The organism is Yinghuangia seranimata (assembly GCF_029953285.1).
Taxonomy (GTDB): domain Bacteria; phylum Actinomycetota; class Actinomycetes; order Streptomycetales; family Streptomycetaceae; genus Yinghuangia; species Yinghuangia seranimata.
Genome location: NZ_JASAOI010000031.1, coordinates 75248 through 88944 on the forward strand (window position 1 = coordinate 75248; position 13697 = coordinate 88944).

General features: G+C 73.6%; 11 protein-coding genes. 9 read left to right on the forward strand and 2 right to left on the reverse strand.

All coding sequences use genetic code 11. From position 1 onward, the window contains the following. The first annotated feature begins 16 nt into the window (after positions 1–16). The 4 genes from QI554_RS21215 (at position 17) to QI554_RS21230 (ending at position 5271) form a co-directional block, all read left to right on the forward strand. A complete protein-coding gene (locus tag QI554_RS21215; RefSeq protein WP_281471741.1) occupies positions 17–1003 on the forward strand; it encodes an aldo/keto reductase in 987 nt (328 codons plus the stop codon). An 81-nt stretch (positions 1004–1084) separates the two neighbouring features. Next, positions 1085–2158 carry a DUF4192 domain-containing protein gene (locus tag QI554_RS21220; RefSeq protein WP_281471742.1) on the forward strand — a complete coding sequence of 358 codons (1074 nt, stop codon included), beginning with the start codon at positions 1085–1087 and terminating at the stop codon, positions 2156–2158. A gap of 345 nt (positions 2159–2503) precedes the next feature. Beyond that, positions 2504–4477 (forward strand): amylo-alpha-1,6-glucosidase, encoded by a 1974-nt coding sequence (locus QI554_RS21225; protein ID WP_281471743.1) that lies wholly within the window; start codon positions 2504–2506, stop codon positions 4475–4477. Positions 4478–4566: 89 nt separating this feature from the next. Next, a complete protein-coding gene (locus QI554_RS21230) occupies positions 4567–5271 on the forward strand; it encodes an NUDIX hydrolase (RefSeq protein ID WP_281471744.1) in 705 nt (234 codons plus the stop codon). Between the two features lie 9 nt (positions 5272–5280). On the opposite strand, the gene QI554_RS21235 is transcribed toward QI554_RS21230, so the two are convergent. Together QI554_RS21235 and QI554_RS21240 are read right to left on the reverse strand one after the other, a co-directional pair. Continuing rightward, entirely contained in the window at positions 5281–5748 is a 468-nt protein-coding gene (locus tag QI554_RS21235) for a MarR family winged helix-turn-helix transcriptional regulator (protein ID WP_281471745.1), read from the reverse strand. A gap of 100 nt (positions 5749–5848) precedes the next feature. Then, positions 5849–6289 carry a hemerythrin domain-containing protein gene (locus tag QI554_RS21240; RefSeq protein WP_281471746.1) on the reverse strand — a complete coding sequence of 147 codons (441 nt, stop codon included), beginning with the start codon at positions 6287–6289 and terminating at the stop codon, positions 5849–5851. A 222-nt stretch (positions 6290–6511) separates the two neighbouring features. On the opposite strand from QI554_RS21240, the gene QI554_RS21245 reads away from it, so the two are divergent. From QI554_RS21245 to QI554_RS21265, 5 genes are all read left to right on the forward strand, one after another. Continuing rightward, positions 6512–7849 (forward strand): ABC transporter ATP-binding protein, encoded by a 1338-nt coding sequence (locus QI554_RS21245; protein ID WP_281471747.1) that lies wholly within the window; start codon positions 6512–6514, stop codon positions 7847–7849. 241 nt (positions 7850–8090) lie between these two features. Continuing rightward, the gene (locus tag QI554_RS21250) at positions 8091–8855 is read left to right on the forward strand and encodes a hypothetical protein (protein ID WP_281471748.1); all 765 of its coding nucleotides are present in this window, start codon (positions 8091–8093) and stop codon (positions 8853–8855) included. A 203-nt stretch (positions 8856–9058) separates the two neighbouring features. Then, complete coding sequence (locus QI554_RS21255; RefSeq protein ID WP_425528019.1) at positions 9059–9928, forward strand: FadR/GntR family transcriptional regulator; 870 nt, start codon at positions 9059–9061, stop codon at positions 9926–9928. Positions 9929–10166: 238 nt separating this feature from the next. Next, complete coding sequence (locus tag QI554_RS21260) at positions 10167–11855, forward strand: SpoIIE family protein phosphatase (RefSeq protein ID WP_281471750.1); 1689 nt, start codon at positions 10167–10169, stop codon at positions 11853–11855. A 218-nt stretch (positions 11856–12073) separates the two neighbouring features. Next, positions 12074–13645, forward strand: a complete 1572-nt coding sequence (locus QI554_RS21265) for an RNA polymerase sigma factor (RefSeq protein ID WP_281471751.1) — start codon at positions 12074–12076, stop codon at positions 13643–13645. Positions 13646–13697: the final 52 nt, after the last annotated feature.

Genomic DNA, 13697 nt, shown 5'->3' on the forward strand with positions numbered 1-13697 from the left:
TACCGGGGAGGACCAGGTGCGCTATCTCGACGTCGAGGGGTTCCCGAGGATCAGTCGGATCGGCCTGGGCACGTGGCAGTTCGGCTCGCGGCAATGGGGCTACGGCGACGCGTACGACACGGTGACCGCCCGCGCGCTGGTCGGCCGCGCCCTCGAACTCGGCGTGACGCTCTTCGACACCGCCGAGGTCTACGGCCGCGGCGCCAGCGAGCGGATCCTCGGCGAAGCGCTCGGCTCGGAGGCGTCGCGGGTGGTCGTCGCCACGAAGTTCGCGCCGGTCCTGCCCCTCGCCCCGATAACGCGCGCGCGGGCGCGCGCGAGCCTCGGCCGGCTCGGCGTCGAGCGGATCAGCCTCTATCAGGCGCACTTCCCGAACCCGCTGTTCGGCATGGACACGGTCATGCAGGGCCTCGCCGAACTGCGGGACCAGAAGCTCGTGGACGAGGTCGGGGTCAGCAACTACGACCTGGCGCGGTGGCGGCGGGCCGAGCACGCCCTCGGCCACCGGGTGCTGAGCAACCAGGTCGAGTTCAGCCTCGTCCGGCCGGGGCCGGCGCGGGACCTCGTGCCGTGGGCCGCGGAGCACGGCCGGGTGGTGATCGCGTACAGCCCGCTGGGCCAGGGGCTGCTCGGGTGCCGGTACGACGCGTACAACCCGCCTTCCGGATTCCGGGCCCGGCGGCCGCTGTTCCGGCCGGACAACCTGCGGCGGGCCACTCCGCTGCTCGAACTCCTGCAGGAGGTCGCGGCCGTGCACGGCGCCTCGCCCGGCCAGGTCGCGCTGGCGTGGGTGCTGCGGCACGGGCCGGTGGTCGCCATTCCGGGCGCGTCGAGCGTCGAGCAGCTGGAGCAGAACGTCGCGGCGGCGGAACTGGATCTGACGGACGACGAGTTCGCGGCGCTGAGCGAGTGCGCGGCGGCGTTCTCGCCGCTCCGGAGGGTCGGGCATTTTCCCGTCAAAGGCGGGTCGGCGCCATTCCCCGGCAGGGTGAACTCTCCCTGATATCCACGGATTTAATGGCGCATTTTGGGTTGTCCACAGGCCGTTTCGCGTCGAGCTTGCGATTGGCCCACGCTCATGGGCATGAGCGACATCGCCCTGAACCCGATGACCAATCAGACCGTGATCAACGTCTCGACCCCGGCCGACCTGATCGAGGCCGTCCCCTACCTGCTCGGCGCCCAGCCCACGAACAGCCTGGTGATGGTGGGCATCCAGCCCGGCCCGAACGGCCGCGTCGCGCCGGTGCTGCGCGTCGACCTGCCGAACCGCACCCGGTTCGCGCAGGCCGCCGAGCGCTTCACCGGCGTGCTGATGCGGCACGGCGCGGTCGCGGCCTCGCTGATCGTGCACGCCGACGCCGCGCCGCCCGAGGGGGACGCGCGCGACTACTACCGCCCGCTCTACCGGGCGATCGGGGCCGTCAGCAGGAGGGAGGGCCTGCGGCTCTTCGAGGCCGTGTGTGTAGCGGACGGCAGGTTCTGGTCCTACTTATGCGAGGGCTTCAGCTGCTGCCCCGAGGAGGGGCGGCCCGTGCCGGCCGGAGGCGACTCGGTCGTGGCGGCGGCCGCCGTGAGCGTAGGACTGCCGCCTCCGGTCCCGCTCGCCGACCTCGCCGAGCGGATCCGACCGCCGGAGGGCGACGAACAGGCCGCGGTGGAGGCCGCGTTCCGTGAGTGCAGGGCGCGCCTGCGGGCCCGCGCGCACGAGGACCACGGCGCGGTGGCCGGCCTGCGCCACGAGTCCATCGCGCTGCTCCAGGCGGCGCGCTCCCGGTTCCGCAAGGGCGACCGGGAGCTGACCAGCGCCGAAGCGGCCCGCCTGGTCTGCGGCATGCACGACCTCCAGGTCCGCGACCACGCGATGTCGTGGCAGGACGACAGGGGCGGCGGCCTGCTGGCGCTGTGGACCGGCCTCGCGCGCCTCTCGCCCGCCCCCGACTCGGCCGTTCCGCTGACGCTGGCGGCGTGGATCGCCTGGACCACCGAACAGCCCGCGTTCGCGCGCGTCGCGGTCAACCGCGCGCTGTACGACGACCCCGACTACACGATGGCCGGCCTGCTGCGCACGGCCGTCAACAGCTCGCTCAGCCCCGAGGAGTCCCGACGGGCGTTGTTCCCCAACGGCCGCGCCCCGCGGTTCAGGACGGAGATGTGATGCGTACCTTCCGAAGCGCCCTGCTGCCACACGCCCTGCTCGCCGACCCGCTGCTGCGAAGCCCGCTGACCGAGGCGCTCCGGCGGGGCCGGGACGCCGCGCTGTCACGGCTGCGCGCCCTGCCCGCGTCGACCGCGCAGGGGTGGCGGACGGGGGTGGCGTGGGCCCGCCCGCGGCTGACGGATGTGCGTTCGCGTGTGCTCTCGCGTGACCCCGGCGGCCTCCGCGCGTTGGCCCTGCGAACGGGCACGCGGATCCGGACGTGCCTCAAGCCCGGCTCGGGGGCGGTCCTGTGGCCTCCGTGGGCGGCGACGCGAAGGCGGCAGGCCGGCGAGGAGCTTTCAGGTGACCGGGACAAGAGCGCCGCACCCGCTCGCGCACGACGCGTTGATCTGCGTCGACGCTCCGGGCATGGCGGTCTGTCCGCAGGACGGGCAGCTGCGCGGCCGGGGCGTGACGGGCCTGTTCCACGACGGCCGCAGGCTGCTGGCCCGCTCCCTGCTGACGGTCGGCGGGACCGAACCGGAGCCGATCTCCTCGCAGGTGGTGGGCGCGGGGACGGCGCGGTTCCTGGCGATGCACCGGTTCGTCGCGGACCCGACGCCGGATCCGGCGCTCGTGGTGGACCGCACCCGTCAGGCGGACGGCCGCGAGCGGGTGGTGGTGCGGAACACGGCGGCGCGGCCGGTGCGCGTGCCGGTCGAGCTGAGCCTGGGGACGGACCTGGCGGGTCTGGGCGAGCTGCGCCTCGGCCGGCGCGGTCCGGACCTGCCGGCCCGGGTGTGCCCCGGCGGGCTGAGCTGGACGGCGCCCGACGGGTGGGGGGTGCGCGCGACCGCGAACCCCGCGCCCGAGACCGCGCTGGCGGCGACCGGCCTGCTCCGCTGGGACATCACGCTGGAGCCGGCCGCGTCGTGGGCGGTCGAGCTGCGGGTCACCGGGGAGCCGGCCGGCGCAAGGGTCGGCCACGCGGCGGGCCACGGGATTCCGGCGCCGAGGGCCCCGCTGGGGCCGCCGCCCTGGTCGGAGGCCCGGGTGCGGTGCGACGACGTCCGGGTCACCGCCTGGGTCAGGCAGAGCCTGATGGACCTGCGCGGGCTGCTGATCGCGGACCCCGAGCACCGCACGGTGCCGATGCCGGCGGCGGGCGCGCCGTGGCAGCTTACGCCGACCGGCCGCGACAGCGTGTGGACCGCGCGGATGCTGCTGCCGCTGGGCACCCGCCTGGCCGCCGGCACGCTGCGGATGCTGGCCGACCGGCAGGGCGTCCGGCACGATCCGGTGACCGGCGAGGAACCGGGCAAGATCCCGCACTCGCTCGGCCCGGGCGGCCGGGCCCCCCGGTGGGACTGCGCGGGCTCCACGGCGCTGTACGTCACGTTGATGGGCGAGGCGCGCCTGTGGGGGCTGACCGACAGCGAGGTGGAGCCGCTGCTCCCGCACGCGCGGCGCGCCCTGGACCATCTGGCGGGCCTGCTGGAGGCGCACGAGGACGGGATCGTGCGCCTGGGCCCCGGGGGCCCGGCGCCGTGCGAACTGCAGGGGCAGGTCTACCAGGCGGCGTCGCACGGCGCGGCCCTGCTGCGGGAGGAGGACGCGGAGGCGGCGGAGCTGTGGGCGGAACGCGCCGCGAAGTTGGCCGCGCGGTTCCGGCAGCGGTTCCGGACGGAGGACGGCGCGGGCGCCTACTACGCGGCGGCGCTGGACCGGGAGGGGCGGCCCGTCCCGGTCCCGAACTCCGCGATGGGGCAGCTGCCGGGTACCGGGATCCTGGACGAGGACGGCTGCGCGGACGTGGCCCGGCGGCTCTTGAGCCCCGACCTCAACTGCGGGTGGGGGTTGCGTGGCGTCGGTTCCCGCACGCCGGGCTACCACCCGCTGGCGGTGCGCGGGGGAGTGGTGCGTGCGCATGAGACCTGCGTGGCCGTGGCGGGCCTGGCCGTGAGCGGGCAGGCCGACGCGGCGTACGAGCTCCTGTCCGGACTCCTTGAGGCCGCACCGCACTTCGGCTACCGGATGCCGGAGATGCACGCGGGCGAGCAGCGGGTTCCGGGGCACGGGCCGGTGGCCCATCCGCTCGCGTGCCGGCCGCTGGCCCGGTCGGCGGCGGCCGTGCTGCCCGCGCTGGTGGCACTGGCCGGCGTGCGCCCTGACGCGCGGGAGGGCAGGGTGACGGTGCGCCCGCCCGCCGCGCCCGCGTTCGGCGAACTGGAGCTCGCCGACCTGCGGATCGCCGGCCACCCGTTCACCGTCCGGGTGAACCGTCAGGGGCAGGCCGTGGTGGAGGAGGCCCCGGACGGGCTGCAGTTGGCGGTGTAGCGTGGCGTCGGCCATACGCTCTCGAATGGGTGGTGCCAGGTTTCGCCGGGGCGGCTGTTTATCGTCAGGCAGACGACTAAGATCGACTCATGTCGCCCACCGACGCCTCGCAGTTCCCGCCGTTCGGGGTCACCGTCGACCTTGTCGTGCTCACGGTCCGGGACCACACGCTCAACGCCCTGACGATCCGCCGCGGCGAACCGCCGTTCCAGGGTCAGTGGGCGCTGCCCGGCGGCTTCGTCCGGCCGGACGAGGGTCTGGAGGCGGCGGCCGCGAGAGAGTTGGCGGAGGAGACCGGTCTCGACCAACTCCCGGTGCACCTGGAGCAGTTGGCGACCTTCGGCGACCCGGGCCGGGACCCGCGCATGCGCGTCGTCAGCGTCGCGTACCTCGTGCTCGCGCCGGACCTGCCCGCGCCGCGCCCCGGCGGCGACGCGGCCGGCGCGCGATGGTCGCCGGCCGCGGAGTTGGCGGACGGCTCGCGGCTCGCGTTCGACCACACGCGGATCCTCGAGGAGGGCGTCGAGCGGGCCCGCGCCAAGATCGAGTACTCGTCGCTGGCCGCGGCGTTCTGCCCGGAGGAGTTCACCGTCGGCGAGCTGCGGCGGGTCTACGAGGCCGTGTGGGGCGTCGCGCTGGACCCGCGGAACTTCCACCGCAAGGTCACCGGCACGCCCGACTTCCTGGTGCCGACCGGCGGCACGACCACGCGCCAGGGCGGCCGCCCCGCGCAGCTGTTCCGGCGCGGCTCGGCGGAGAAGCTCAACCCGCCGATGCTGCGGCCCGAGCCGTAGAAGCGCGCCTCACTCGGCGTCGAGGTCGTCCCACGGCAGTTCGAGCAGTTGCTCCAGCTCCTGGGAGAACCGCCGCGTGCGCTCGTCGCCCAGGCCGCCCAGCGGCGTGAGGAGCCGGTCGAGCAGGTCGTGGACGACCGTGATGGCCCGGTCGGTCGACGCCCGGCCGTGCTCGGTCAGCGACAGGCGCACCGCGCGCGTGTCCACCGTGTCGCGGGTCCGCTCGATGAACCCGTCGGCCTCGAGCGCGCGGGCCAGCTTGGAGACGTACAGCGCCTCCAGGCCGGTGTGGTCGGCCAGTTCGCGCTGGCTGGGGCGCAGCCCGGCGCGCTCGATGCCGTACAGCGACGCCAGCAGGGAGTACTGGGCGTGCGTGAGCCCGAGCGGGGCCAGTGCGCGGTCGACCGCGACGCGCCACTTCATGGACAGGCGCCACACCAGGAAGCCGGGCGTGGGGCCGGCGGCTGCTGAGCTCATACCGGATACGCTACGCGGATATTAAGTACATGGCTACTATCCGGTGGAGGGCGGCATGAAAGCGGTGCCGCGGGGTCCGCGGCACCCTCGTTCGTCCCGGTCAGTCCTGGCCGCCCAGGTCCAGCGACACCGCGTCGTACGCGAGCTGCGTGTCGCGCCGCCGGTGGCTGCCCCACTGCTTGAGCAGCGCCCGGATCCGGGGCCGTACCGCGTTCAGCCGTGACGGGTCCTCCTCGGCCTCGGACGCCCAGGCGCTCAGCTCGTCGACCGTGTCGCTCAGCTTCCCGTGCTCGCGGCGCAGTCGGGTGACCGCGCAGGCCAGTCTCGGATCGCTGCGCCGGACCTCGTCGTACAGCCCGTTCGGGCCCTCGGTGGCGGCGATGTGCTCGCGCAGTTCGTCGCGCAGCTGCCGCAGGCCCGAGCGGAGCTGCTCGACCCAGTCGGCGGGTGCCGACGCGGACAAACCGCCGCGCAGCTGGGCCAGGGTGTCGACGGCCCGTGGGGGCGGGGCGGTCGGGGTGCCTGGTACGCCTGGATACATGGGGGCTGGGTACATGGGGGACATGCCGGCCTCCGGGCGCGATCGTGGTCGGTCTTTCGATGGTCCCTCCGTCGCGCGAGCTCTGTCCAGACTTGAACTTCTCCTTTGCTATTCAGATTCTTCGCCGCTTATGCGGCATGGATCCGAAGAAAAGCGTATTCGTCCATGTACCGTGCGAAATGTCCGCAGGTCCGCGGGCATCCCGGCGCGAGGGACGTGGCGATGATCGAGGCCCAGGGGCTCACGCGGAAGTACGGCGGCGCGGTCGCCGTCGACCGGCTCTCGTTCACGGTGCACCCCGGCCAGGTCACCGCGCTCGTCGGACCCAACGGTGCGGGCAAGTCGACCGCGCTGCGGCTCATGCTGCAGCTCGAGCGCGGGCGCGGGCGCACGCTCTTCGGCGGCCGCCGCTACCGCGACCTCAGGCACCCCGTCCACGAGGTCGGCGCGTGGCTGGGCAACCGCCCCTCCGAACCGCGCCGCCGGGCCCGCACCGAACTGAGGGTGCTCGCCGCGGCGTACCGCATCAAGCGCGCTCGCGTCGACGAGGTGCTCGACCTGGTCGGGCTCGCCCCGGTCGCGGGCGTCCGGGTCGGGGCGCTGTCCGCGGGCGCCCTGGGCCGGCTCGGGCTGGCCGGCGCGCTGCTCGGCGACCCCCACACCCTGGTCCTCGACGAGCCCTCCGCGGGCCAGGACCCCGAAGGCGTGCGCTGGATGCGCGAGTTCCTGCGCGCCTACGCCACCCAGGGCCGCACCGTGCTGGTCGCCGGACACGGCCTGACCGAGCTCGCCGACAGCGCCGACCGCGTCCTCGCCCTCGCGCGGGGCCGGCTGGTCGCCGACCAGTCCGCCGCCGACTTCAGGACCCGCGCCGAAGGGCCCGAGGTCTATGTCCGCACGCCCCAGGTCGACCGGCTCACCGACCTGCTGCGCTCCGAGGGCCTCCTCGTGCACCAGCACGGCGGCGCGGTGCTCACCGTGACCGGCGCGGACCGCGCGCGGATCGGCGAGATCGCCTTCCGCGGCGGCGTGCTGATCCACGAACTCGCGCAGCGCGAGGCCAGCCTGGCCGACGCGTCGTGCGCGCTGGCCGCCGCGATCCGCGTCGCCACGGCGGAACGCGCCGCCCGGGCCGCGCGGGCGGAGGAAGAGGCGCGCGCCGCGAAGTCCCGGCGTGTGCGGGGCAGGGCGGCCCGGCGTGCCGTCCCCGCCGTGGCCGAGCCGCAGGCCGACCAGTACGTCGGCGAGAAGACCCAGCCGTTCCGGATCACCGACCCCGTCGAGGGCGTCCTGCCGTTGAGCTTCGGGCCGGTGACGACACGGAACGGGGGAGTGGTTCCGGACGGCGCGCCCGCACACACGGACCCGTTCGTGATCGAAGGCGCCCTGTTCACCTCGGCGACCGTTCCGACCCCGGCCCCCTCCCCGTCGACGCCCGCCGCGCACCGCCGCCCCAAGCGCCGCCGCTGGCTGAGCCGCCAGCAGCCCGAGGCGCCCGAGCCGACCGTCGAAACCCCGGGCCCCGCCCGGCGGACGTTCGCCGACGAGGTCAACGCGTGACCGAGCGGCCCCGCGCGGCACCGGCCGAACACACCGGTGAAGCCCGGGCCGGCGGGCGGACCGCCGTCGCAGCCGTCGGGCTTCCTCGAGCGCGGCGTGAGGCACGGGCCGGGTGCCGCGTGCACGCAGCCGCTGCGGTCCTCAGGGCCCGCCCGACGAGATCCATGTCGCCCGCCGCCCGTCGCCGGTGCCGTGGGCGCCTCGTCCTTCCGTCCGTTCCCCTCATCCGCGAGGTGACCGCGTGAGTGCCATCCGCTACGAGCTGGCCCGGCTGCGTACCGTCCGAACCACGTGGCTCGCCGCGTTCGGCGTGCTCGCTCTCGGGGCCGCGGCGACCTGGGTCGAGGCGCGTGACTTCAACGCGGTGCCGGCGCGGGCCGGGGAGGCCGCGCAGTTGATCACGTCGGGGGCCGGTGCTTCGACGCCGTTGGCGGTGATGGCCGTCGTGTTCCTCGCGGTGCGTTCCTGCACCCGCGAGCACCGCGCGGTGTCTCTGCCGTCGCTGCTGATCGCCCTGCCGCGGCGCACCCGTTCGCTGGTCGGCAAGGCCCTGGTCACCGCGCTGGTGGCGGCGGGGGTCGCGGTGGCCGGGCTCGTGGTCAACGCGTCGGTCGCGGCGGCCGAGTTCGGCCCCGGGTTCCAGTCGCTGGTGTGGGACCAGGTCCCCGCGCCGCGGCTGCTCGCCGGGTACGTCGGCTACGTCGTGCTCGCGGCGCTGTTCGGCCTGGGCGTCGGCGTCGTGACGCGGGGGTCGGCGGCCGCCGCCGTCGCGCTGGTCGCGCTGCCGTTGGCCGTGGAGCCGTTGGCGGCGCGGGCCGCCGAGCTCGCCGTGCCCGCGCCGTACCGGGACTGGGTGCGCTACCTGCCGTTCAACGCGGCCGACCGCATGCTCGCGATCGGGGGCGGCGGGGGGCTGTCTCCGACGGCCGGCGCGCTGACCTTCGGGGCCTGGACGCTGGCGGCGCTGTTGCTCGCCGTCGTCGTCTTCGCGCGCCGGGACGCCTGACGACAACCAGTGCAAAGGCGATGTAACGGCATGCAGCGGGCGATTCAGCACGAGTGGACCAGCCCCCGTCCCACGGACGAGGGACGCCGACGCAAGGCCGATCACCCTTTCGTGTTTTTTTCAGCCGGGAACGCCGGAACGGCTCAAGCCCGACGCGCGCCGCGCCGAGATGAAGGAGCGTGAGTATCGCTCCCCACCACACCATGCCCGCCGCGGGCGCGGCCGCCGTCGCGCCGCCGGCCGACCCGTACCGGGTCGCCGTCGCGGATCTCCCCAAGACCGGTGCGGAGGCCCTGCCCCCGCAGCACTACGCGTGGGACGGCGGCGACCTCGTCGAGCCCATGCGCGTCCGCAAGCCCGGCGGCGGCCGCGGCCGCGGCCTGCACGGCCAACTCGTCCAGCAGCTCGGCCAGATGATCGTCGCCGGCGAGGTCGGCGCCGAACGCCCGCTGGTTCCCGAGGAGATCGGGCAGCGGTTCGAGGTCTCGCGCACGGTGGTCCGCGAGTCCCTGCGGGTGCTGGAGGCCAAGGGCCTGGTCAGCGCCCGCCCGAACGTCGGTACGCGGGTGCGTCCCGTCGCAGACTGGAACCTCCTCGACCCCGATGTCATCGAGTGGCGCGCCTGCGGGCCGCAGCGCGACGCGCAGCGCCGTGAGCTGTTCGAACTGCGCTGGGGAATCGAGCCGTTGGCCGCGCACATGGCGGCTTGCCGCAACCACCCCGAGGTGGTCCGGCGGCTGACCGAGGTCGTCGTGATCATGCAGCGCGCGGTCGCGCAGCCCGACCCGCTGACGTTCGGCCGCGCCGACGCCGAGTTCCACGGCCTGCTGCTCCAGGTCGCGGGCAACCGCATGCTCGAACACCTCGCGGGCATCGTGGCGTCCGCGCTCCAGGTGTCCGGCGGCCACACCGCCGGCTGCGAACACCTGTCCGACGCCTCGGTGTCGCTGCACTCGCGCCTGGTCGACGCGGTCGCCGCGGGCGACGGCGAGGGCGCGGAGTCCGCGATGCGCTCGCTGCTCGCGGTGCACCCCGAGGTGGAACGCCTGTTCCCGGCTCCCCGGGAAGGTTGACAGATCGTCAGGACGGCGGCGTCGGCGGCCCGTTCCCGGGGTAACCATGCACTACCCGGACGGTGCTCCGCCGGCGCCGACCCGCCCGAAGGCGCCCGGTTCGGACACCGCATTGGTACACAGAGAGTCGTGCCAATCACTCCCGGTGAGACGGCAGACGTGATTACCCTCGTTGTCTGACTCGTTTTCGGACCGGTCCACCACAGGCGTTCGGGCGGACCGAGGCGACAGGTGGGGAATGGCGGCAGTGACCGACGACATGGTGCGGGACGGCCCATCAGAAGCGTCCGACACGTTCGAGACGGCGGTGCTCGACGCCCTGGGCGGCGAATCCGCCGTGGCGTTCGCGCTCTACGACAGAGACCTGCGCTATCTGCGGATCAGTGAGGCGCTGGCCCGGCTCAACCGGGTGCCCGCCGCCGACCATCTCGGCCGCCGCCCCACCGAGTTGCTGCCCGAGGGGCTCGCGCGGGAGATCGAGAAGACCATCGCGATGGTGTTCGCGCACGGCCTGCCGTACACCGAGACCGACATCGTCCTGTCGCCGCCCGACTGGTACGAGACCCGGCACCACGAGGCCCGCTGGGTACCGGTCCCCGGCGCGGACGGCGGCGTGGAGGCGGTGCTGGCGATCGTGTCGGACGTGACCGAGCACCGACACCGCGAGGAGTTGCTGCGGTCCAGCCAGTGGCGCACGTCCCGGCTGCAGCTGATGACCGCGCGCCTGGCCGGCGCGCTGACCGTCGCCGAGGTGGAGGCGGCGGTCAGCGAACTCGGCCGCAGCATCGACGCCGACGAGTCCGAGTTGCGGCTCCTCGACGACGTCGCACCGGTGTTCCCGTGGCCGAACGTCCCGGGGCCGGGCGTGAACCGGCGGCTGCGCGTGCTGCCTCCGGAGTGGCCGAACGCGCTGCTGACCGCGGTGCGCGAGGGCACGCCGATGTACCTGGGCGCGGCACCGGAGCACGACCCGAAGGAGTCCTCGCCGGTGCCGGCGATGCGCCGGGCGCGCACCGCGTCACCGCTCACGCGCCGCTCCTCGGTGGTCCTGCCGCTGCTGGGCTCGGGAGCGCCGATGGGCGTGATCCGGTTCGCGTTCCACGACTCGCGTGCCTTCGGCCCGGACGACAGGGTCTTCCTGGAGGCGTTCGCCGGGCAGTGCGCGCTCGCCGTCGAGCGGTCGCGGCTGTACGAGCGGGAGCACCGCACCGCGGTCGCCCTGCAGCGCAGCCTGCTGCCGGACCGGCTGCCGATCGTGGACGGCGCCGAGTTCGGTTTCCGCTACCTGCCCGGCGCCCCCGACTACGAGGTGGGCGGCGACTGGTACGACGTCTTCAAGCTGCTGGACGGCCGGGTGGCGATCGTCGTCGGCGACGTGATCGGCAAGGGGCTGACCGCCGCCGCCGGCATGGGCCGGGTGCGGGCCGCGCTGCGCGCCCTGGCGTTCACCGACCCCGACCCGGTGGCAGTGCTGACGGGGCTGGACCGCCTGTTCACCGCGACCGAGGACGACGAGTCGCTGACCACGCTCATCTACGGCGTGATCGACCCGGAGACCGGCATCCTGGACCTCGTCGACGCCGGCCATCTGCCGGTGATCATCGTCTCCGCGTACGGCAAGGCCAAGCTGGCCGACGCGGGGCCCGCCTCCACGCCGCTGGGCGTCGTGGAGCCGCGCACCAAGCACACGATGCGCCTGGACCCGGGCGACATCCTCGTCGGATTCTCCGACGGGCTGATCGAGAACCGGGCGCGCGGCATCGACGAGGGCCTCGAGCAGATGCTCGAAGTGGCCCGGAACGCCACGGGAGGTTTGGAATCGCTCTTGTCGAGCATCCTTGAACGTCTGCTGGACGGTCAGGACCGCGACGACGACGTGACGATCCTGGGGGTCAGGATCGTCGAGTCGCAGGGGTCCGCGGGCTGATGTGACGCCCGCCACCGAGGGGACGCGTAACACTTCGCCGCCCAGCCCGATGAGTACGAAGGTGGCAGCCTTCAGGAATACCGGCGAGTGCCAGAATGCTGTGTTGCACACAGTCGCTGCACGGCCGGGCCTCCTGCACACTGCCCCCGCCTGAGTGTCGTTCGCCAGGCGGCGAGCGACTGGACTCATGTCGAACGCCGTCCAGATCCGTCGAGAGGTTGTTTGTGTCGGCCAGCACATCCCGTTCGCTTCCCCCGGAGATCGCCGATTTCGTCAACGTGAAGGCGTTGATCGAGCGGGGTGAGGCTCAGGGGTCCATCGCCAGCGACGAGATTCGCCAGGCGTTCGAGGCCGACCAGATCCCGGCCACCCAGTGGAAGAACGTCCTACGCAGCCTCAACCAGGTCCTTGACCAGGAGGGTGTGGACATCGTGGTTAACGCCGCCGATTCCGCGGCTCCCAAGCGCACCCGTAAGAGCGTGGCGGCGAAGAGCACCGCCAAGCGCACATCCACAAAGACCGTCGTCTCGGGCACCGCGCCCCGGGCCGCGGTACCGGCGTCCGCGGCCCCGGGCGCGGACGACGCCGCCGAGCCGGGCAGGCCCGCGGCGAAGACGGCGGCGGTCAAGAAGACCGCGGCGAAGTCGGCGGCGGCCCCGGCGGCGAAGAAGGCCGCGGCGAAGAAGACCGCGGCCCCGGCGGCGAAGAAGGCCGCGGGCAAGGACGGCGAGCCCGAGCTCGACGCCGAGGACCTGACCGACGAGCTCGAGCCGCCGGCCGACCCGGCGGCGGCGACGGAGCCGGAGGACGAGAACCAGGGCTTCGTCCTGTCCGACGACGACGAGGACGACGCGCCGGCCCAGCAGGTGGCCGTCGCGGGTGCCACGGCGGACCCGGTCAAGGACTACCTCAAGCAGATCGGCAAGGTGCCGCTCCTCAACGCGGAGCAGGAGGTCGAGCTCGCCAAGCGCATCGAGGCCGGCCTGTTCGCGGAGGACAAGCTCAACTCCGGCGAGAAGCTGGCTCCGAAGCTCAAGATCGAGCTGGAGATCATCGCCGAGGACGGCCGCCGCGCCAAGAACCACCTGCTCGAGGCGAACCTGCGCCTCGTGGTGTCGCTGGCCAAGCGCTACACCGGCCGCGGCATGCTCTTCCTGGACCTGATCCAGGAGGGCAACCTCGGTCTGATCCGCGCGGTCGAGAAGTTCGACTACACCAAGGGCTACAAGTTCTCCACGTACGCCACGTGGTGGATCCGCCAGGCGATCACCCGCGCCATGGCCGACCAGGCGCGGACCATCCGCATCCCGGTCCACATGGTCGAGGTCATCAACAAGCTGGCCCGTGTGCAGCGCCAGATGCTCCAGGACCTGGGCCGCGAGCCCACCCCGGAGGAGCTGGCCAAGGAACTCGACATGACCCCGGAGAAGGTCATCGAGGTCCAGAAGTACGGCCGCGAGCCGATCTCGCTGCACACCCCGCTCGGCGAGGACGGCGACAGCGAGTTCGGTGACCTGATCGAGGACTCCGAGGCGGTCGTCCCGGCGGACGCGGTCAGCTTCACGCTGCTGCAGGAGCAGCTGCACTCGGTGCTCGACACGCTGTCCGAGCGCGAGGCGGGCGTGGTCTCCATGCGCTTCGGCCTGACCGACGGCCAGCCGAAGACGCTGGACGAGATCGGCAAGGTCTACGGGGTCACCCGTGAGCGCATCCGCCAGATCGAGTCGAAGACGATGTCGAAGCTGCGGCACCCGTCGCGTTCCCAGGTGCTGCGCGACTACCTGGACTGATCCGGCCGCCGAAACCGGTCCGGACGATCCGGACGAGCGGTGTACGAGGGCC

What these genes read in the sequence shown, in the direction of transcription:
- QI554_RS21220 (WP_281471742.1), top strand. Translation starts at nt 1,085, where the DNA reads ATGAGCGACATCGCCCTGAACCCGATGACCAATCAGACCGTGATCAAC.
- QI554_RS21230 (WP_281471744.1), top strand. Translation starts at nt 4,567, where the DNA reads ATGTCGCCCACCGACGCCTCGCAGTTCCCGCCGTTCGGGGTCACCGTC.
- QI554_RS21235 (WP_281471745.1), bottom strand. Translation starts at nt 5,748, where the DNA reads ATGAGCTCAGCAGCCGCCGGCCCCACGCCCGGCTTCCTGGTGTGGCGC.
- QI554_RS21240 (WP_281471746.1), bottom strand. Translation starts at nt 6,289, where the DNA reads ATGTATCCAGGCGTACCAGGCACCCCGACCGCCCCGCCCCCACGGGCC.
- QI554_RS21245 (WP_281471747.1), top strand. Translation starts at nt 6,512, where the DNA reads ATGATCGAGGCCCAGGGGCTCACGCGGAAGTACGGCGGCGCGGTCGCC.
- QI554_RS21255 (WP_425528019.1), top strand. Translation starts at nt 9,059, where the DNA reads ATGCCCGCCGCGGGCGCGGCCGCCGTCGCGCCGCCGGCCGACCCGTAC.
- QI554_RS21260 (WP_281471750.1), top strand. Translation starts at nt 10,167, where the DNA reads ATGGCGGCAGTGACCGACGACATGGTGCGGGACGGCCCATCAGAAGCG.